13 protein-coding genes and 3 pseudogenes are annotated in these 19,337 nt (G+C 53.8%); 5 read left to right on the top strand and 11 right to left on the bottom strand.

Annotated elements, in window-relative coordinates; all coding sequences use genetic code 11:
- The first annotated feature begins 153 nt into the window (after positions 1–153).
- The 3 genes and pseudogenes from ACP99_RS05755 to ACP99_RS05745 all read left to right on the top strand — a co-directional run bounded on the left by ACP99_RS05755 (position 154) and on the right by ACP99_RS05745 (position 3,316).
- Positions 154–1,079, top strand: a pseudogene (locus tag ACP99_RS05755) (MarR family transcriptional regulator).
- Between the two features lie 202 nt (positions 1,080–1,281).
- Entirely contained in the window at positions 1,282–2,556 is a 1,275-nt protein-coding gene (locus tag ACP99_RS05750; RefSeq protein ID WP_049985681.1) for an RNA-guided endonuclease TnpB family protein, read from the top strand.
- On the top strand, positions 2,531–3,316 hold the full coding sequence (locus ACP99_RS05745) for a DUF6036 family nucleotidyltransferase (protein WP_049985680.1): 786 nt from the start codon (positions 2,531–2,533) through the stop codon (positions 3,314–3,316). The genes ACP99_RS05750 and ACP99_RS05745 overlap by 26 nt, the downstream gene beginning before the upstream one ends.
- Before the next feature lie 13 nt (positions 3,317–3,329).
- Here the strand turns inward: ACP99_RS05745 and ACP99_RS05740 are convergent.
- The 9 genes and pseudogenes from ACP99_RS05740 to ACP99_RS19005 all read right to left on the bottom strand — a co-directional run bounded on the left by ACP99_RS05740 (position 3,330) and on the right by ACP99_RS19005 (position 14,111).
- Positions 3,330–4,143, bottom strand: a pseudogene (locus tag ACP99_RS05740) (hypothetical protein).
- Between the two features lie 89 nt (positions 4,144–4,232).
- Entirely contained in the window at positions 4,233–5,180 is a 948-nt protein-coding gene (locus tag ACP99_RS05735; protein ID WP_049985679.1) for an ArdC-like ssDNA-binding domain-containing protein, read from the bottom strand.
- Between the two features lie 1,178 nt (positions 5,181–6,358).
- The gene (locus ACP99_RS05725; protein WP_049985678.1) at positions 6,359–7,063 is read right to left on the bottom strand and encodes an ABC transporter ATP-binding protein; all 705 of its coding nucleotides are present in this window, start codon (positions 7,061–7,063) and stop codon (positions 6,359–6,361) included.
- Between the two features lie 412 nt (positions 7,064–7,475).
- Positions 7,476–7,754: a hypothetical protein gene (locus ACP99_RS19020; protein WP_081927183.1), complete on the bottom strand. Its 279-nt coding sequence runs from the start codon at positions 7,752–7,754 to the stop codon at positions 7,476–7,478.
- A 451-nt stretch (positions 7,755–8,205) separates the two neighbouring features.
- Positions 8,206–9,135 (bottom strand): BKACE family enzyme, encoded by a 930-nt coding sequence (locus ACP99_RS05715; RefSeq protein WP_049985676.1) that lies wholly within the window; start codon positions 9,133–9,135, stop codon positions 8,206–8,208.
- Between the two features lie 291 nt (positions 9,136–9,426).
- Positions 9,427–11,457 carry an AMP-binding protein gene (locus ACP99_RS05710; protein WP_049985675.1) on the bottom strand — a complete coding sequence of 677 codons (2,031 nt, stop codon included), beginning with the start codon at positions 11,455–11,457 and terminating at the stop codon, positions 9,427–9,429.
- 62 nt (positions 11,458–11,519) lie between these two features.
- Positions 11,520–12,068: pseudogene (locus ACP99_RS19015) on the bottom strand (IS6 family transposase); the annotation flags it as partial.
- Positions 12,069–12,210: 142 nt separating this feature from the next.
- Positions 12,211–12,513 carry a CocE/NonD family hydrolase gene (locus ACP99_RS21510; RefSeq protein ID WP_081927178.1) on the bottom strand — a complete coding sequence of 101 codons (303 nt, stop codon included), beginning with the start codon at positions 12,511–12,513 and terminating at the stop codon, positions 12,211–12,213.
- 635 nt (positions 12,514–13,148) lie between these two features.
- Positions 13,149–14,111: an amidohydrolase family protein gene (locus ACP99_RS19005; RefSeq protein WP_081927176.1), complete on the bottom strand. Its 963-nt coding sequence runs from the start codon at positions 14,109–14,111 to the stop codon at positions 13,149–13,151.
- Positions 14,112–14,350: 239 nt separating this feature from the next.
- On the opposite strand from ACP99_RS19005, the gene ACP99_RS05705 reads away from it, so the two are divergent.
- Complete coding sequence (locus ACP99_RS05705; protein ID WP_049985674.1) at positions 14,351–14,725, top strand: OsmC family protein; 375 nt, start codon at positions 14,351–14,353, stop codon at positions 14,723–14,725.
- Between the two features lie 463 nt (positions 14,726–15,188).
- On the opposite strand, the gene ACP99_RS05700 is transcribed toward ACP99_RS05705, so the two are convergent.
- Complete coding sequence (locus tag ACP99_RS05700; protein ID WP_049985673.1) at positions 15,189–15,962, bottom strand: helix-turn-helix transcriptional regulator; 774 nt, start codon at positions 15,960–15,962, stop codon at positions 15,189–15,191.
- A gap of 977 nt (positions 15,963–16,939) precedes the next feature.
- Between ACP99_RS05700 and ACP99_RS05695 the strand changes: the two genes are divergently transcribed.
- Positions 16,940–17,704 (top strand): SDR family NAD(P)-dependent oxidoreductase, encoded by a 765-nt coding sequence (locus ACP99_RS05695; RefSeq protein WP_081927174.1) that lies wholly within the window; start codon positions 16,940–16,942, stop codon positions 17,702–17,704.
- A 133-nt stretch (positions 17,705–17,837) separates the two neighbouring features.
- On the opposite strand, the gene ACP99_RS05690 is transcribed toward ACP99_RS05695, so the two are convergent.
- Positions 17,838–19,205 carry an NAD-dependent succinate-semialdehyde dehydrogenase gene (locus ACP99_RS05690; RefSeq protein ID WP_049985671.1) on the bottom strand — a complete coding sequence of 456 codons (1,368 nt, stop codon included), beginning with the start codon at positions 19,203–19,205 and terminating at the stop codon, positions 17,838–17,840.
- Between the last annotated feature and the right edge of the window lie 132 nt (positions 19,206–19,337).

The following is a 19,337-nucleotide window of genomic DNA, read 5'->3' as shown; positions in this document are numbered from 1 at the left end:
GGGTTCGTAGGACATCGGCTACTCTCCTATTAACCAACATAGCCCACGAATCCATAGTTTTGTTGGTTAAGACGATGAAGACGGCTGCCGTGCTTGCTGAATGTAACACTACTCGAAACTTCTTTATATACAAGTTTCGTACTATGTTACACCGTGCTCCGGCGCATCGAACTCGAGGTCCTCGCCACCGTCGACCGCGGCGACACGATCTCCGAGCTCGCGACGAAGCTCGACCACAGCGAGAGCTACCTCTCTCGTGCCGTCGGCGACCTCGTTGAGAAAGGGCTCGTCTACACGGAACGCGATGGCCGGCGAAAACGAGTCGTCCCGTCGGATGCTCGCGCCGTCGAACTCTATCGGGACCTCGTCCGCCAGCACTCCCACATCGAGTTCCCCGAGCTGCTGACCGGCAAGGCACTCGAGGTGCTGTACTACCTCGACCAGCCGCGAACGGTCTCCGAGATCGCCGACCGGAGCGACAACTACCGCAACACGGTCAACCGCATCCTCAAGCGGTTTCGCGACCGTGGTCTCGTCGGGACGGCCGACGGCCGCTACGAGTTCAACGCCGACTTCGACCGCCTCCACGAGTTCGCTCGTGAACTCGCACACCATCTACATCGTCAACGCCTCGAATCCGTCGCCCCGAAGGGCACGATTCTCTGGGAGGACTACGACGAATTCCTCGCCCAGGCTGAGACGGAGATCGAGGCAGAGGGATTCCACGAAACCGGCCTCGCTCGATTCACGGCCTTCGACCTCCAGTTCCTGCTCACCGGCCATCGGTACTATTTCTACTCCGAGAATCTCGACGCGATCTCGCCGGCGGAACTCTGCTGTCACACACTGTTGATCGACAACGGCAGCCGCCACCGTTCGTACTGTCTCCTCCTGCTCAGCCACGTCGACGTCGACGAGGCGGACCTCCGAGAGCAGGCGGCGAAGTATGGCCTCGAAGACGAAATCGACGCCTTGCTGCGCTACCTCGAGACGCACGGCGAGGTCGACGAGACCGGCTCCCGGAGTGGGACGAGTTCCAAGAACTGGCGGCTGACTACGAGGTGCCACTACCACAATGAGACCAACATTCGGCCGCGAGTACATCGAGAACGAATTCCAGCGAATCGGAGCCGGGCTATCTGAACCGCTCACGGTCTACAGATAAACTAAAGTCATCGCATCGGGGCTAGACCCGAGGGTGAAAGCCGACACAGGGTTTCACTTTCACCTTGCATGGCACGGGCTTATGACCGATACAACCTAAACGTAAGTGCACCAGAGATGGACGACAAGACCCTCGTGAAGACTTTGGATTTCCAGTTAGATGTCCAGAGTGATAACGAGGGTCTGTTGTACGACGCCACGCTTGAAGCCCGCCGAGTATACAACGAAACCATCCGCCTCGCAAAAGAGGGCGTGGACTGGGACTCGATTTCTCGCCATCTCGAAGATGACGCCGACCTCGTGAAGAACACGGTCCAACGCATCGTCGCGAAAGCGCTGGGCGCGATGGAGAACTACCTTGAGTACGACGACTTCGGGCGCCCGAGTCACACCAAGGACGATCCGTACCCTCTCAGGGCGAACTACGAGGAGGGGTACACCCTGTCACTCACCGACGACAGCGACGTGGCCTTTCGCATCAGCGCGAAGCCGTACAAGCACGTCAGGGGCGTCCTCAAAGGAAGTGACGCCCACCTCGACCTTCTCAAGACCGCTCTCACGTGCGACGAGTGGAAGGTCACGACCAGTGAAACCCTCTGGCGGGACGGTAATCCCGAACTCCACATCAACATCCGCAACACCGAGCGGACTGTCCGAGACAAGCAGGACTCACGGACTGTCGTGGGTATGGACGTGAACGAGGACAACGTGGCACTCACCGCACTCTCCAAGGATGGCGTTGAGGACACGTTGGTTATCGACTTCCCCGAGATCAAGTTCGAGCGCCATCGCTACTTCACGGTGCGAAAGCGCGTCCAGAACGCGGGGAAGGAAAGTATCCACGACACACTCGAAGGGCGTGAGGAACGGTTCGTCCGCGACTGCCTCCACAAGGTGAGCCGGCAGATTGTGAAGTGGAGCCAGCAGTTCGAGAGGCCGTGCATCGTCTTTGAAGACCTCAAAGAGTTGCGCGACAGTATTGACTACGGCACGCAAATGAATCGGCGCTTGCACCACCTGCCATTCCGCGCCCTTCAGTTCTATACGTCGTACAAGGCATCGTTTGAGGGTGTCCCGACCGCGTGGATTGACCCTGCGTACACCAGCCAGCGGTGTCCGATGTGCGGGCATACGGAGCGTGCGAACCGCAACAAGAAGCGGTTCAAGTGCCGGGGCTGTGAGCATCAAGACCACAGCGACCGTGGTGCAAGCGTCAATATCGCCGTAAAAGGCGTCAAGAAGCATCAGGATTGGAATGTGCCTGCTCTCAATAGCCTTCCCGTTGTTCGGAAGGTGCGACGGCAGGCATCGGGGGCCGTGGACGCCCCGACCGTGACCCACCCGACCGTTCGAGGCAGCCTTGCCGATGGTCGGTCGGGAGTGTCCAATTAATCCACGGGAAGCCTCGGGACTTGACCCCGAGGCAGTTCACCTGATCGGTGGTGGCGCGATGTCGCTGCGCGACCTCAAGGGGGCGACGAAAGATATCGACCTGGTCGTCCCAGATGGCGACGCGTACGGCCAGCTGTGGGCCGTCCTGATGGACCTCGGGTATGCGGAGGTTCAATCGCTGGATCCAGATTACCGGGCGCTGGGGGCGACGAGCTGCGTCGAGAACGACGATGGGTGTCGCCTCGACATCTTCAACCAGCAGGTTGCGAACAAACTCGTGCTCACCGACGGGATGCAAGAGCGCAGCGAGCCGTTCCTCGACACGGATCGACTGACGGTCCGGCTGGTCAGCAACGAGGATATCTTCCTGTTCAAGGCGATCGCTGGCCGCGACGACGACATCGAGGACATGAATATGCTCGTACAGGCTGGCCTCGACTACGACGTCGTCCGGGCTGAACTCGAAGCCCAGATCGAACGCCTGGGTGACGATCAGTTCGCCACGTTCGCGAACGAGGCCTTGGTCGAACTCGAGGAGCGGTACGGGGTGACCACGCCTATCGAGGGCCGCGTCCAGGAGCTCACGAATAGGTACTACCGGGGGCTCGAAGTCCTCCAAGCACTCGATGGACCGATGACCGTCAACGAACTGGCCGCGAAACTGGAGCTGGATGCCGAGGAGGTTCGGGACTGGATCGCGTATCTCTCAACGTTCGACCGGGTCAGTCGGGATGGCGACACAGTCCGTCCCGTGGAGTAGCTCAATCGTTACCCTACGGAGAGGGAAGGCGGCCGTCTGGTCGGGGTACACGGCCCCGTTTGATCTCGTGATCGACGCGACGCAGATGCTTGCAGCCGCCTTCGGGTGAGCGCTGCTGCCAGTCAGGACAGGTACACGATTCGTCGACGACGTCGACTTCGTACCTGTTGCCGGACGCGGACTGCACCTCGTAGCGGCCACCTTTCGAGAGGAGTGAGACGTCCATCGCTTCGGTGACGGCACGCTTCGTGCGGGGCTCGAGATTGTCCTGCGACTCTGCGTTCTCGTCGACGACCAGTCGGTCGCGAACGTCGCCCGTTCGGCCACCGTCAGGAGCGACGGCTTCCACAGGGGCACTGAGCCGCTCGTGGAGCACTTCCTCCACCGGATGGCCCCGGCCACAGGTAGTGGACCTCGCGGCGCTCGCGATGGTCGTAGGAACCGCACGTAGCTGCGCTCCCAGTCCAGACGCGCCAGGCACCGAGCGCAGCCATCACATCGACGATGTCACGGGGAACCGTCTGGTGGTCGTCCGGGAAGAACACCCGGAAGCGTGTACACGCTTCTTGCGGCAGGACGGTCTCCCACCAGTCTTCGCTGGAGCCCCAGCTATCGAACATCGCCTCGTCGCTCCCGTAGCCGACGGTCACGCCGTCGATCGGCGTCCTGTCTGCTGGGAGATGTTCTGCCTCGCCTTCAAGCACCCGGAGGACGGCGTATCGGAGGTATTCGTGGGCTTGGTTGTCTGTCGTTCGAGCGACCTTGTCATGCTGCTCGGCAACGTGCTCGGCTCCCTCGAGGACCGTTGTGAGATAGTCGTCAGTCATGGTTCGCGGAGGTCAGAATGCGCTTCCGCCCCTCTGCGGGCGCAGAAAAACTTAACCAACGAAAGAGGGGGATCCGGGCAATCTGTTGGTTAATCGATTTTGGGAGCAGGCGGCTCCTCGAGCACGTCGATGAGTTCCTCTGCCGTCCGACTGATCCATCCGAGCCGCTCGCGAACAACCTCGGGATTGTCCGACTCCCAGGCTGCGAGGTAGAACGCCGAGCTGCTGGTGTCGAGCCCGCAGTACCGCCCGACGACGTACGCGATCGCCTCGGCCTCAACTTCGCGTTTCGACCGCTCCGTATCGTCGTCGACGTCGAAGTGGAGTAGGGCGTGCGCGTACTCGTGAACCAGCGTCCGGGCGAGATCGGCGTCGTTCTCCCGATTCCGAACCTCGACACGCGGCTGCATATCGACGAGACTCAGCTGCTCGCAGATGCCCTTCGTCTCGCCGTGCGTCCACTCCTCGACTGGAACGATTCGCACCGTCAAGCCGAGCTCATCAGCGGCGGCAGTCAACTGTTCGACGAGGTCGCCGGCGTCGCCGGTCGCTTCCATGTCCAAGTCGGGAAGCGGTTCGCCCTCAGTCTGGGAGACATCGAACACCGGCGCGGGCTTGAACCCGACCAGGCCCTCGGACCACTTCTCGGGCGGCGTCTCGTCGTACTCACAGTCGCTGTCCTCGTGGTAGCTCGGCGAGTTCTCGCACTCCGGGCACTGCTTCGTGATGATCGGCGCCCAGATCCAGATGGCCGACTCCCCCTCCTGGACGTGCCGGTCGAACTCCTCCTGCCACGTCCGATAGCCCGCCACGCGAGTCGCCTCGGGACACTGCCGCTTGATGAGGAGCGTGTTCCGGTAGGAGTAGTCGTGGAAGCGACTCTGGACGTCGAGCCACTCCTGAAACTCCTCGCTTGCCTGCGCATCGTCGACGCCGGCGACGAGGTCGTCAATCCACTGTTCGATGGTGCCATTCATCTCGTCGGATCGCGTGTCGGTCTCCGCGAAGGAAACCGACGAGTCACCAGTCGTAGCCATCGTAGTCACCAAATCGAGTTTACCACGTCTGCGTCAGTTCAGACCGCGCCGCACCCCTCAGGGGTGTTCAAAAATCGCTCTGTCGGTCAGCGGAGCTCGTGGCGTTCGTCCGCGAAGCCAACCGAGACGAGGTACTCGAGAAACTCGTCGAATCGCTCGACGTCGCTAGGCGTATAGGTCGCAAGATGACGCGCGCCACTCTCTCGCTGGCGCGAATAGACAGCTACCAGAGGAGTCGATGATTTAGGGGACCGTACGAAACAGGTTTCACTCAGTAGGATAGATTCGTTCAGTATGGGGCTTTAATGGGGTGGTGGCGGTGTCCACTTCGAATATCAGGAGTTTACCAACCGTGTGTCGTGGTACCATTACCTTTATTGGCTTCACCCGTGGGCTTTTCGTTGCGTATGACGAAGCCACTGAAAGCAAGCGGGTTCTTGGGGTTAACGACAATGATGGCTGTGGGGTTACACCAGTTTATCATCTTATCTGGCGGAAGCGTCGTCCCTGGATGGATGATTGGGGGCCATGCTCATCTCGGTGTCCTCTCGATTCTGGCTATCGTGATGGGGTTTGCAGTCCCCGCCGTCGGCGTTACTGGTACCCTCCGGACCGCTTGTGACTGTCCTGTTTATCGCCGGCCAATGGGGAATCCCGGGCATCGTCTGGCTCGGTGAAGGCTTCGGGCTGACGTTCTTGATGCCGACGGGCTTCCTATGGGGTGGGGCGCTCATCGTCTCGATGCTCATTATGCTGTATGCGACGCTCACTCGAGACGCATCCACAAGCGGCACCGAGCCGACCGGCGTGGCGCCTTCTGACGACTGATGCACACTCCATAGTATTCCACTTCACTTGGTAAGCAAGCGAGTTCTGATAGGTGATTAAGACTCAACAGCGTGAAAAGAATCCTTGCGAATAGTTCTATGACACCCTCGTGGAGTTAAGATTTAACTCGCTGGTGAAATATGTGGACTTGATCTGACCTTCGGTGCAGGTAAGCTGGCCACTCAGTGGCCAGATCCCGAGTAGCACCGACGTCCGCGACGCCGGCCAGGGCGACATCCGCAACGGCACTCCCTGCCATCACAACTGGAGGATATTGCAGCCCCTTCTCCTGTTCGAATTCTTCGGGGTTGACAACGCCCCACGAGCCCACTCCCATCTTTAATTCTGAATTACTTGCTCACACCAAGATGCTGTTTTTTTATTTCTTCATTGGATTCGAATTCTGCAGCTGTGCCTTCAAACACGATTTTTCCTCTATCCAAGGCGTATACTCGATCTGCGAGATCGACAGCAACCTCCACGTTCTGTTCAACTAATAAGATGGTCAATCCCTGAGACTTTAGATTCGAGATGATTTCAGCGACCTCGGTCACAATCTGGGGCGCCAGTCCCTCGGTATGTTCATCAAGTATGAGGATTTCTGGACCAAAAACTAACGCTCTCGAAATAGCGAGCATCTGCTGTTCCCCACCACTCAGAGTGCTTCCGAGCTGGTCACCTTTCGTTCCTAGATTCTCGAATATGGAAAGGGCTTCATCGATATCCCAGCCATCCCTGTCTCCTTTTCCGATATGTGAGACTTCTGCGTTCTCACGTACTGTTAATTGGGGGAAAATTTGTCGTTCTTCTGGAACTATAGTAATACCTAGTTGCGCTGTTTTTGCAGCTCCTAATGAAGTGATTTCTGTATCACCATACCGTATGGTGCCTTGACTCGGCGTTATATACCAGAGAATTTTCATATATGCCGTCGTCTTGTCTGCTCCATTACGACCGATGAGTACAACTACTTCTCCGTTATCAACGGTAAGTGATACTCCATTCAGTATTTCCGTTTCATCATATCCTGCGTGGACGTCGATCAGTTCTAGCAAATATTATTGAATTATCACTAGGACATATTATATTTATCCTAATAGACACGATTAACCTCTTTGTTGTCCGCGATTTCGTCTGGAGTTCCTTCTGATAGGACTGAACCGTTATGCAATACAGTGATCGTATCGACGAGTTCCATAACGATATTAATATCGTGTTCAACTAACATAATAATTTTATCATTTAGTGTATCTCATATCATATCTATTGTGTCCTCTATGTTTTGTTGACTCATTCCAGCTGTCGGTTCATCTAAGAGAACTAGGTATGGATTGATTGCACAAACGGGCGGGGTTTCAGCTGAACCAAAGTAGAGCACTCGTGAATCTCGAGTGCAATATCGACCGGACGAGTAAACGCCCGCCGTCGGCGGGCGTGAGCGAAGGTTGCGGCCCAGACGCCACCGAACTAAGCGTCGATGGCGTCCGGACTCAGCCCACGAAGGTGGTAGAGAAGCGATTTAGCAAGTGGACTGCGTTGTTGAAGATCGATATCTTCGCCCCGAGCAAGCTGAAGTTTTTTGGCGGTCGTATGGACGAATTCGCCGTTGAAGGCACTCCGAGCGAGGACTTTCTCGAAGTCCTCGCTCGGATACTGGCCGTTCGGTTTCGTTGCAAAATCAAGATGTGTGAATAGCATCGAAGAAGCAGCAAGGGACAGCTGTTTTGCCGCAGTTGCACCAATCATACCGTAGATACGTCACTGATGAGGAAAACGCCGACTCAGCTACTTCGACACCTACTTTTCAGCCCTGAGAGCGTTTACTTCTTGGCGTATTGGTAATTGGAATTGACATTTGTATCCAACTGAATTCTATTGGAGTCGGTGTGGGTTGTGACGGTATTTGCTCAGTCGATGGATTGCTTTTCTAATCCTTTGGGAACCTAACTTTTTGCAGGCTACCACGTCTTAGGTAATAGGGGTCGATGAAACAATGATTGATGTGGTTTATATGAGCTCTATTTGTCGCTGATATCGAGATTCGGACAGTGTCCAATGTTATCGATATTGAGAGAACAAGCCTACTCAAGCTTAATTCCGGTTTCGAGACATTCGAAGATCTATGGACTCACGGTTCGGGCTGTAGCTACCGTCTGGATCGGGCAGCTACAATGCCGCCAACGAGACCGGTTTTCGCTTACCACTCCTGTTTACCCTTCAGACCGAGGAACTCACGGGCCTGCTCGGGTGTCGCGATCGGACGACCGGTGAGTTCGTCGTTGAGATCGACTGCCTTCTCAACGAGGTCTGAGTTGCCCTTGGCAAGTTCGCCACGCCGCAAGTAAAGATTGTCCTCCATCCCAACACGCACGTGCCCGCCCATCCGCATTGCCTGTGCGCCCAGGGGGAACTCGTCCTTGCCCGCACCGATGACTGAGAAAGAGAACTCATCGCCGAATAGTTCCTCTGCGACATCGACCATATGAACCAAGTTCTTCGGCGTCGCGCCGACACCTCCGTTGATTCCCATAACGAACTGAAGGTGGACCGGCATATCGAGGTATCCCTGATCGACCATCAGACGAGCGTTATAGAGGTGGCCGACGTCATAACACTCCAGTTCGGGCTTGGTATCGTGCTCGTCGAAGATCGGAAGAAGCGTCTGCAAGTCCTCGAAGGTGTTTTTGAAGACCAGATCCCGCGTTGATTCGAGGTAGGCCTCCTCCCAGTCATACTGGAACTCTTCGAAGTGATCGGGGATGTGATACAGCCCGAAGTTCATCGACCCCATATTGCAGGTCGCCAGCTCTGGTTCGAGCTCGGGAACGACTTGGACCCGTTCCTTGACGGTCATATTTGGGTCGCCGCCGGTCGTCGGCTGGACGATTGCGTCACACCGGTTCGAGATGTCTTCGACGACCTGTCTGAAGAGGTCGTGATCCATCGTCGGTTCGCCGGTCTCGGGATCCCGGACGTGAATATGGACGATGCTCGCCCCGGCGTCCGCCGCGGCGACCGCTTCATCGGCGATCTCTTCGGGTGTGACAGGCAGGTGAGGCGACATCGACGGTACGTGAATTGCACCGGTAATCGCACAATTGAGGATGAGTGGTTCGAACTGACGCATACTAAAAAGTGTTACTCCGCCGTTATTAAGTTACCGGAGTCGTAGTGGATCCGCCCGTCACTCCGGCCTTTTCGCATACTACTCGATTAGTGCGGAGACGTCCATATTGTGGATACCGAAGAACACAGAGAGTTCGGCGCTATCCACAACGGGGCTGTTTTAAGAAGGATGTGCCGTCGATGTCAATCCGTAAGGTACTACTTCATTAGGTGTCCTCTCCCATATTCCTGTCGTGGGCGGTCGACGATTGAAATCCACGGGAGATCGGAGCTTGAGCGCTACTGGGTGCCGTTACTGGTCTCGTTTGTCCAGTGCCTCGCGAACTAATTTGAGGGCCTTGGGGTTCTCTATTGAGGAGAGATCTCCGGGATCTTCGCCCGCCGCCAGCGCCCGTACTGCTCGGCGGATGATCTTCCCCGATAGCGTCCGGGGGAGGTCGTCAATGAAGTGTATCTCACGGGGCCGAAACGGCTTGCCTTGCTCCTGACCGACTAGCGACTGAAGTTCCTCGGCCAGCGCCTCGGAGACCTCGACATCCGGATCCGGGATCACAAAGGCGACGACAGCGGTCCCGGTTGTCTCGTCGGGGACGCCGACAACAGCCGCCTGTGTGACGGCCTTATGTTCGGTGAGGATCCCTTCGATTTCGGCGGGGCCAACTTTGCGGCCGGCGACGTTGAGGGCGTCATCGGCCCGACCATGGAGGAACCAGAAGCCGTCTCCGTCTTTCTGGGCCCAGTCGCCGTGATCCCACAGATCTTTCCAGGTGCTCCAGTACTCCTCGAGGTAGCGGTCGTCACCGCTCCACAACGACTTGGTCATACTCGGACACGAGTCGCGTGCGACTAGGAAGCCGCGTTTGTGCTCATCTGCGATCGAGTTGCCGTCGGTGTCGACGATGTCGATGTCCATACCCAGTCCCGGCCCACCGAGGGTGCAAGGTTTTAACGGTTGGATTGGCATCGGCATCAGGAAACAGCCCATAATTTCGGTCCCACCAGAAATATTGCTGATTGGGCACTCTTTGCTGCCCACCTTCTTATAGAACCACTTCCAGGACTCGGGGTCCCAGGGCTCACCGGTCGAACCCAGTAGCCGTAGCGACGAGAGGTCATGCCCTTCGACCCACTCGTCGCCGTGCTTTCGTAATGCGCGTATGGCAGTGGGAGAAATACCGAACTGGGTAATCTCGTGGCGGTCGATCATCTCCCAGAACCGGTTCGGTTTGGGGTGATCAGGCGCACCCTCGTAGATGAAAGTAGTCTCGCCGAATGTGTGGGTGCCGATCAGCATCCATGGGCCCATCATCCAGCCGATATCGGAAACCCAGAAGAACCGGTCTCTGGGTTTGAGATCAAGCCCGAAGTAGACTTCTTTGGCGGCCTGGACGAGCGCACCCGAATGAGTGTGAACGATGCCTTTGGGTGTGCCCGTGGTCCCCGAGGAGTACAACAGCATCGATTCCTGGGTGCTGGGCAGCGATTTCGACTTGTACTCGTCTGGCTGTGTTGTGATGGCCTTGTGCCACCACTCGTCGCGTCCTTCCGTCCAGGGGATCGAGAGATCTGTTTTCGCATCGCTGGCGCCCAACCGGTCGTAAACAACAACGTTTTCCACAACAGCGTCTACATTGTCGATGGCCTCGTCGGCGGTTTCTTTGAGCGTCACAGTGTCGCCCCGACGAAGGAATCCGTCACCGGTGAACAGTACCGAACAATCGGAGTCTTTGATACGGGTTGAAGTGGCGTCGACACCAAACCCAGAGAAGATAGGTACAGCGATCGCCCCAATTTTAAAACAACCATAGAGGATCGCCGCCACCTCCGGCACCATCGGCATATACATCCCAACAGTATCGCCGGTCTCGACCCCCTGGGCGTCGAGATAGGTGGCGACCTGGTTGGCCCGGCGAGCGAGCTCGTGGTACGTGACCTCTCGAACCTCGCCGTCTTCGCCCTCCCAGATGATCGCGGCCCTATTACGGTTTGCGCTGTCGTCGTCGGCGTATCGATCGAGGACGTTGTAGGCGATGTTGAGCCGGCCGCCTGGGTACCAGTCGGTGAACTGCGGGCCGTCGGAGTCGTCACGCACCTGGCTGTACTCCTTGAAGAAATCGATGCCCAGGTAGTCGATCACCTCATCCCAAAACCACTCGATTCCTGACGGGTTCACTCCATCCACTTCGGTGGTGGTACGCTTGATCAGCTCCTCGTAATCTTCTATGTCGTGGGCCTGCATAAATTCGTAGATATTTGTCGACTTGACGAATTCACTGTCAGGCTCGTGGACTACTGAATGATATTCTGGGCCACCGTCAATCATATGTCACGTCACTATGTACCGAACGCTCCGATAATATCTTTTCGCCTTTTCCAAGGTGGTGTTTAGTTTAGAGCATTAAGCCAGGCAGCAAACACTTGAAGCCAATTTTCGCTGGTCTGAGGCTCAACATAGCTAAAACGATTTAAGAAGGAGGACGTTCGTCCATTGAGTTCTCGGAAAATTCGTTCTATGGTATTCCGATTTCCATTTCGTTCAGTTTGAAATTGGAGCCCAGATCTGGCTAGCGCGGTTTGGAGGTGTTGAGCGCCATCAACAAGAAACACGGAGGATTCGACATCGTGTTTCTGTCGGAGTTCACACAGAAAAAATCTCGTTAAGGCGATCGTTATCGTCGTAAACAGCCGCAGATGAAGCAGATCGTTTGTGTGGGGATCGGCGGCTGCGTATAGCCAGAATTTCTCATAATTGACTTGAACCACGGTCTCGTCAACCGCAATATAATTCGGGCTGCGACCCTCAGATGGCTGTAAATCAGCCTTCTGCACCCAGTCTAGGATTGCTTTACGAGATCTAGCGACAACCAGTTTTTGGAGGAGAGAGACGGTATTCGTTAATAGTCCCGCCAACTGCAGTTGAATACCGGGCTTCATCGCACGCCTGGATTCCGGAATTCAGGGAGCCTATTAGTCGTCAGTCGCGAGTTTGTTCGACACTCAGTGGTTGTTAAGAGCGGCCCGGTTAGCACTGAGTTGCTCTTCATACTAGTCTCAGGACCGGATACCCACCCACCGGTCAAACTGCTCCGGTAACCATTTTCCCAACTCCGTTCTGAACTGTCTTCACCTGTCGATTGTACCAAGCCTTCGGGAAGATACTTGAGAAAATCCAACTATAAACTGCATCGCGATACCAGTCAGCGGCCCCCTCCCACGCACACATAGCTGCGAGGTGTTCAGGTTGACGTTGTGCAACCTGCCATTGGTTCATTGCGTAATAGGAAATGCTATTGAGACCGACTTTATTGTTCGACCAATTCTGGTCTCCTGCCCACTTAATACACTGCTCTAGGTCGCGGGTTTCTCGTTTGGACCACACTCAAGCTATACCTGTGAACGACCCGCCCCTCAAGAGTCGACTCAGACGACTGCGTATCCATCTGTTACCCATTTTTTCGGGGTCATTTGTTTCCAGTTCTTATATTTATTCGTCGAACCCACGGTCACGTCTGGTTTTTCTTCGATCATCTGTTTCCATTGGTGGACATAGCCGTCCTCAAAGTGAATCCATTTCCCATAAGGACCGTAGCTCTAGATGACTGGACACTCGCCTTCTTCCGGTGGACAGTAGACATCTGCCCGAAGTATCATTTCGTCGTCCATCTTGATTAATACGTCCCCTCGATACACATTCCATTACGACCTTCTGTGTTGCATTGACTCATACAAGGGAAATTTGTGATTCCTCATAGATGTATATAAATATCGCTAACAGACCTTATTTGAGAGATGAGGACCGGGAGGTCACGATTCGGGATTAGTGGTTTCAGCATTAACCGCCTTATTGATTCTTTCGAGGAGTATCCGGTCAGCGAGAATCCCTGGCTTTGTCGAAATACCGGGTTTTCAGGCGCTTCATCAGTGTAGGTGACATCCTGATGATCGGGAGCGAGGAACGGAGGCTCAATCTGAATGATTGCACCCGGTAATCTACTGTGGGGTAATATGAACCCTCTACGTATTCACTAATAGATCTAAGGCATTCTCTCCCAAAATTTTCTGCGCATCTGAACGTGGCGCGACCTCTCTGACACTGGTGGCAAACTTTTGCAATTCAGATTTTGACCTTGGCTCATAGGGAGCATCCGTTCCGAAAAGGACTTGGGAGACCGGCATCTGTTCTAACGCCACCCGCAACGGAGCTTGATATCCGAAAAAGCCCGATGTATCGAGGTACACCCGATTCTCAACTTGCTGCTTGAATTCATCGAAGTTCTTGATATGTTTTTGGCCGGGCCACCGGCCTTCATCTAATTGGAGGTGAATTCGTCCCATCATAGCGGGGATGTTCCCACCGAGGTGATGGTAAACTAGATTAAGATTTGGATATTGGTCGAGGATTCCGTCGTGTACGACCTTGAAGATGCTCTCGGAAAGCGCTGTTTCTCGGCCAAAGACTGCGTTGAGTCGATACTTATCTCCAAGCACGTCTGGATGGAGCGAGTCGTCGAGCTTGGGATGAACCAGAATAGGTGCACCTGTTTGATTGGCTACTTCTAGAATCGGTTCCGCCTCCTCATCGTGGAGTTCGATTCCATCACTCTTGGTTGCGATGGCCCCGCCGCTATAGCCTTCGTTAAGGCATCGTTTGAATTCCTTTGCAGCTACTTCACCACCTGCAGCTGTCGGTATGGCAGCTAATCCGAAGAAATGATTGTAATCTTCGAGTTGTTCAAGTAGTACATCGTTTGCTTTTTGAACTAGATCGAGATTCCTATGACCCATATAGATGGGTTGGGACAATGCTGCTCCACCGTATCCCGCAGATTCGAACCATTTGACGAGTTTGTCGATGTCGTGATGCCTATCCCCTAATACAGCTGATAATCCCTCGGGGAGATCGGGAAGAACACTTTTAGGGTGAATATGAGCACCGAAATCGAAGGGCAAGTTCCGTTCATTTGATGCTGGCTTCATACTAATATTAGACACACAAACTTCCTATATAATATTTTCTCTGATAACTGCTGACACAGTCTGGGTTTTAACGAGGAAAATTATTATTTAGGTGGCATCACTACCAAATAGTAAAATGGGAGAGCAAGAGAAATTCACTGCGGAACTGACCCTTACCCCCGACGACAAGTACAAGACAGCCACACTTCGCGACAAGCATACGGTCCAGACAGACGAACCAACGTGGCTTCCCGAAGGGAATGGCGGGGGAGGACGAACATCCCGCGCCAGTTGATTTCTTGCTTCTCAGCCTCGCCTCCTGTCAGGCCTCGGTTCTGAACCAGTGTCTTGAAAAGAAGGACGTCGAGATTTACCGCATTGTGTGCGAAGCAGTGATTGACGAGTACAGCCGCACCGACGAGATGCCCGAGGAAATGCCATCGAACACTGGACTGCGGATCGACCATATCACCGTCAAGATGGTTCTCCACACCACTCCAAGATATCAAGAGAAGGCAGAACGCTGCTTGTCAGTCTACGACGAGGGCTGTATTGTCGGCAAGAGCCTCAACGGCGGCATCGACTACACTCCCCTTGTAGCTCTAGAAGTCACCGAGGACCCCCACGAGACCTAAACAGGCGAGGATGCCTCGCTTTGTAGCCAAATGATGGCAATTTGGGAAGCTCTCATAGAGAAAATTAATCAAATCAACCGGGAAATGGACTCAGTCTGGGGAATGTAGTAATGGCCCGACCGCTCGCCTGGGTTTGCTGAGACCTTGCCAAAGAGTACGTTGACTCACCGGGCGTACCCACCGCGCTTAACGGTGCGAACGGGTGTACCTAATGGGTCAGGATCGTGATCATTCCCATCCGCGTCGTATTTGGTCGATCAGTATATGAGACTGATTTCCGCATCCTGCGACTGACTGCTACCGAGAACGCATCGCCAATTGGCCACGTTGGATTGAGACCCGACCGACAGTAAATAGATGCTGATCCGATCAATCGCTGTCTCAGTGATTCATAGAAAAAGTCATAACGGTACTAGCGCGGAAACTCACCGCTTTAGATGTGGGTTAGCTTACCTTCGGGAATTCACACTGATTCAATACGTTTGGCGGTTTCCAAATACTCGAGAACCCGTTCTTTAGCCCACGCGACCGCCTCTGGATTGTCATTGCGCACGTTGAGATTAATCTTTCCGTCTGAATGTGAGAGAAGAATCGCATACGAGGTGTTCGGCATCTCGGCAACCGTAATAGTGTATGGAACGGGTTCACTAGTCCGGTATAGATTGAAAAAATCACTATTGAGCAGTTCATTTAATGGGTTATGGTAGGCATCGATGATGGAATCGGCGTATTCATCTGGGAGAATCCGAATCACCTCCTCATGAGGTGAATCGCCTGAATGAACCTCAAAGTAGCTCGACGACACCCCGTCAAGGACGCTATAGACCCGCAGTGAGTTCTCAATTATCTCCTTGTTATCATACGCAGCTGCGTCGCCTCCAATTGAATTATTGTAATTAATGACTGCTCCGTCCAGTATCGGTGCATTAAGCGAGATATCTGAAAACTGTTCCAGGACAACCTCTAATTGGCAAAGTTGATCGACCTTCTCTAAATATTCCTTATGGTGTGTCAAAAATGCTTGCCCAATCTCCGTCAACTCGTAAGTACCATCGTTTTCCCGTACCATTCCGAATTCTTCAAATTTTCTAATTGCACGATGTGCTGTTGGTCTGGAGACGTCGGTCCGTCTCCCTAACTCTGCCTGCGTGGCTGGCTGTTCGGCCAGCTCGACAAGCATTCCATAACGCTCGGCGAGAATATTGACAGCCTCCAGCGCAGAATGGGGTTTTTCCATATACCCTTTATTCGATACCACGATTTATCATTTTTTCTACTCCAGCGGGGTGTGTCCAAATTGGGATGGAGAGTGAGTAAAACGAATTTGGAGACAGCTAAACCTGAAATGGCTCCCTCCACGATTGTCGCGACTGCTTGGAATTATGGGATCCGCTACGTGTACGATTCTCTGAGACTAGAATAGAGCATTAACAGAGATATTTTCAGAAAAACGGGAGGAGCGGGCGAGCACCAACCGTTTCCATTACCTTGTTCAATATGTGTAATATTGTGTAATAACCCATATTTAAAATGTTAGTTCAGTTTGTGAAACGAATTTGAAGGACATTGACAGTCAAATGATGACGATGACTCAGGCTTATTTTCAAATATACATATAAAGGGTTACAAATATAGAAATGTAATGAAAGCGGTGGGGCCTCGAGTATATGTAAATAATCCATCCAGTATTCACCTACCAAGAATATCATCATAGTATTGTTTCAATAGTTGAAATAGAGGCTATTTTCATACAGTTATTTATTATAATAAACGAACTCTACCTAATGAATCCATCTGAAATGCAGTTGGAGTAGACTTTGTTATGACATAGATGGCCTTACAATCAATTCCAGAATAACTGGCGATATTGAGATGGATTGTAACTCTTTGATTCGCTGGCAGACTGCGGCTGTAGGAAGGTTTTGAGACCGGTTCGATCAAAATCTGTCAAGGATTCTTAAACAAATATTTATATTGGAAGCTCTTGAAAACCATATTGCCGTCATTGTCACGGTGCTAAACGGCATACCGCCTGTCAGCGGGAACGGTTTCCCGGGCCGTTCGCGTTTTTACCTAACACAGGACAGGATATTCCGGTCCGCTAAGACCCTGTCCCAAGTGAGGTAATTGTTAAGCAGGTTGAAATATGTATCGAGAGCAGTTGGGTAACCGAAACGTACATTTATTAAACTGGCTTCGGAACTGGCTGACGCTATGTCGTCAACAGACAGAGTAGCAATCGTTACTGGCGCATCGACAGGTATCGGTCGGGCAATCGCTCTGAAACTCGCCGATACAGGAATGTCAGTTGTCGTCGCGGATATTACTGAAGATACCCGACTTGATAGTGAGGAGGGAACCACCGCCGAACAGATCCGAGAGGACGGGGGGGAGGCAATATATCACGAGACGAATGTTGCACTAGAGAACGATGTCGTCAACCTAGTTAAAAGGACGATCGATGAATTTGGACGACTTGACGTCCTCGTCAACAATGCTGGAATTGCCGGCCGGAACAAAGCAACGGAGACGGAATTGGAGGATTGGAAGAAAGTGGTTGGGGTCAACCTTACTGGAACTTTCCTCTGTTCGAAGCACGCGTTACCCTTCTTGTCCGAGAGTCCTAGTGGACGGATCGTCAATATATCATCTGAACGCGGACTCAGTGGTGCTCCAAACAGACCGTCGTACTGCGCTACGAAAGGTGGCATCTCGAACCTTACCCGACAGCTTGCTGTCGATTACAGCGAAGAGGGCGTGACCATTAATGCCATCTGTCCGGGCCCAATTAAGACTGCTCGGCTCGCCTCAATGGGTGACGACGGCTGGGATGACTTCCTTCAGAGCGTCGCAACTCCGTTCATCGGCGAGCCTGAGGATATCGCAAACGCCGTTAGATTTCTTGCTTCGGAGGATGCCCGGTACATCACGGGTCATAACCTGCTCGTCGATGGTGGCCATCATCAATTGCGTCCATAATCAGCCAACTCTACTCACGAGCGCGATACCTGCTTGATCGCGTTCGGTAAACCGTTATGAGATACGAGACAACCTCGCTCCTACTGACAAATCATCCGGGTTGGTAATAGCCCCTCCCACATCGGGAACTCAGTTACTCAATCCAGACAGTCTTGCGGTTGACAAACTCTTTGATACCGTCTGCAGCGAGTTCTCGCCCATATCCAGAGTCTTTGATACCACCGAAGGGGAGACGTGGGTCGGACTTCGCGACGGCATTCACGAACGTCATCCCGGCTTCGAGTTCGTTCGCGATCCGTTCGCCACGCTCACGATCCTCGGTCCATACTGTCGCACTGAGCCCGAACCGGGAATCGTTGGCACTTGCAATTGCTTCGGCCTCATCGCTGACCTCGAATACAGCTGAGACAGGCCCGAAGAGTTCCTCATATGCGGCTGGACAGTCTGCCGGCACATCGGTTAAAATAGTCGGGGGATAGAAATTCCCCTCACGGGGGAGGGGCTCACCACCGATAACAACATCTGCACCAGCTTCAATGCTGGCCTCCACCTGCTCGTGGAGTTCCTCCAATAGCCCCGCTCTCGCCTGTGGACCGACATCGGTCTCGGGCTGGAGTGGAGCGCCGACATCCAGAGATTCGGTCTCTTGAACAAACGCATCGATAAACTCCTCGTAGACATCTTCGTGAACCAAAAAGCGCTTGGCTGCGATGCAGGACTGCCCGGAGTTCTGGCTACGCGCTTCGGTCGCCTTCTCCGCGACCTTGTCAATGTCAGCGTCGTCCAGGACAATGAACGGATCACTTCCCCCGAGTTCAAGGACCGATTTCTTGAGTGAGCGGCCGGCCGTTTCTCCGACCGCACGACCGGCTCCCTCGCTCCCAGTCAACGTGACAGCGCGGATCCGGTCGTCCTCAATCAAATCCTGGACACGGTCGGAACCAACAAGCAACGACGTAAAAACGCCTTCAGGTGCGCCCGCCTCACGGAATATCGCTTCTATTTCAAGTGCACATCCTGGGACGTTGGAAGCATGTTTGAAGACGCCCACGTTGCCCGCAACTAGCGCCGGTGCGGCGAACCGAAACACCTGCCAGTATGGATAGTTCCAAGGCATCACCGCCAATACCGGACCGAGCGGTTCGTGAGTGACGTAGGTCTTGGCCTCCGGTTCTGTTCCGATCCGTTCGCTCTGAAGATGTTCTGCGCCCTGCTCCGCATAATAGTCACACACCCATACGCATTTATTCACTTCAGCAATCGCCTCAGTAATCGGTTTCCCCATCTCTTCGGTAATGAGTCGAGCGTAGTCATCGACATTCTCCCGCAGAATCTCGCCCGCTTGCTTAACGACGACTTGACGTTCGCCAATATCAAGCTTTCGCCACTCTTGGAAGGCTTCATTTGCTGTCTCTAGCTTCTTCTCAACGTCGCTCGTGGTATCCTCATCATATTCCTTCAGTAGCTCGCCAGTGGCTGGGTTGACTGTCTCTAGCACCATAGGATAATACAATATCAAGCATTTATTGTATTTCTTACGGTCAACCGAACCTCATTTTAGAGTGCTCACCACACTTCTTTAACTATATTAAAAAAGATGATATTGGTAACGCGCTTTGCCGATGTCGTCGGA

It is taken from the genome of Halobellus rufus (assembly GCF_000739575.1).
Taxonomy (GTDB): Archaea; Halobacteriota; Halobacteria; order Halobacteriales; family Haloferacaceae; genus Haloquadratum; species Haloquadratum rufum.
The sequence above is the reverse complement of the archived record's forward strand: the minus strand, read 5'-3'. Positions and strand labels throughout refer to the sequence as shown.

Coding starts and splice junctions, on each gene's coding strand:
- ACP99_RS05750 (WP_049985681.1), top strand. CDS start 1,282: ATGGACGACAAGACCCTCGTGAAGACTTTGGATTTCCAGTTAGATGTC.
- ACP99_RS05745 (WP_049985680.1), top strand. CDS start 2,531: ATGGTCGGTCGGGAGTGTCCAATTAATCCACGGGAAGCCTCGGGACTT.
- ACP99_RS05735 (WP_049985679.1), bottom strand. CDS start 5,180: ATGGCTACGACTGGTGACTCGTCGGTTTCCTTCGCGGAGACCGACACG.
- ACP99_RS19020 (WP_081927183.1), bottom strand. CDS start 7,754: ATGATTGGTGCAACTGCGGCAAAACAGCTGTCCCTTGCTGCTTCTTCG.
- ACP99_RS05715 (WP_049985676.1), bottom strand. CDS start 9,135: ATGCGTCAGTTCGAACCACTCATCCTCAATTGTGCGATTACCGGTGCA.
- ACP99_RS05710 (WP_049985675.1), bottom strand. CDS start 11,457: ATGATTGACGGTGGCCCAGAATATCATTCAGTAGTCCACGAGCCTGAC.
- ACP99_RS19005 (WP_081927176.1), bottom strand. CDS start 14,111: ATGAAGCCAGCATCAAATGAACGGAACTTGCCCTTCGATTTCGGTGCT.
- ACP99_RS05705 (WP_049985674.1), top strand. CDS start 14,351: ATGGCGGGGGAGGACGAACATCCCGCGCCAGTTGATTTCTTGCTTCTC.
- ACP99_RS05700 (WP_049985673.1), bottom strand. CDS start 15,962: ATGGAAAAACCCCATTCTGCGCTGGAGGCTGTCAATATTCTCGCCGAG.
- ACP99_RS05695 (WP_081927174.1), top strand. CDS start 16,940: ATGTCGTCAACAGACAGAGTAGCAATCGTTACTGGCGCATCGACAGGT.
- ACP99_RS05690 (WP_049985671.1), bottom strand. CDS start 19,205: ATGGTGCTAGAGACAGTCAACCCAGCCACTGGCGAGCTACTGAAGGAA.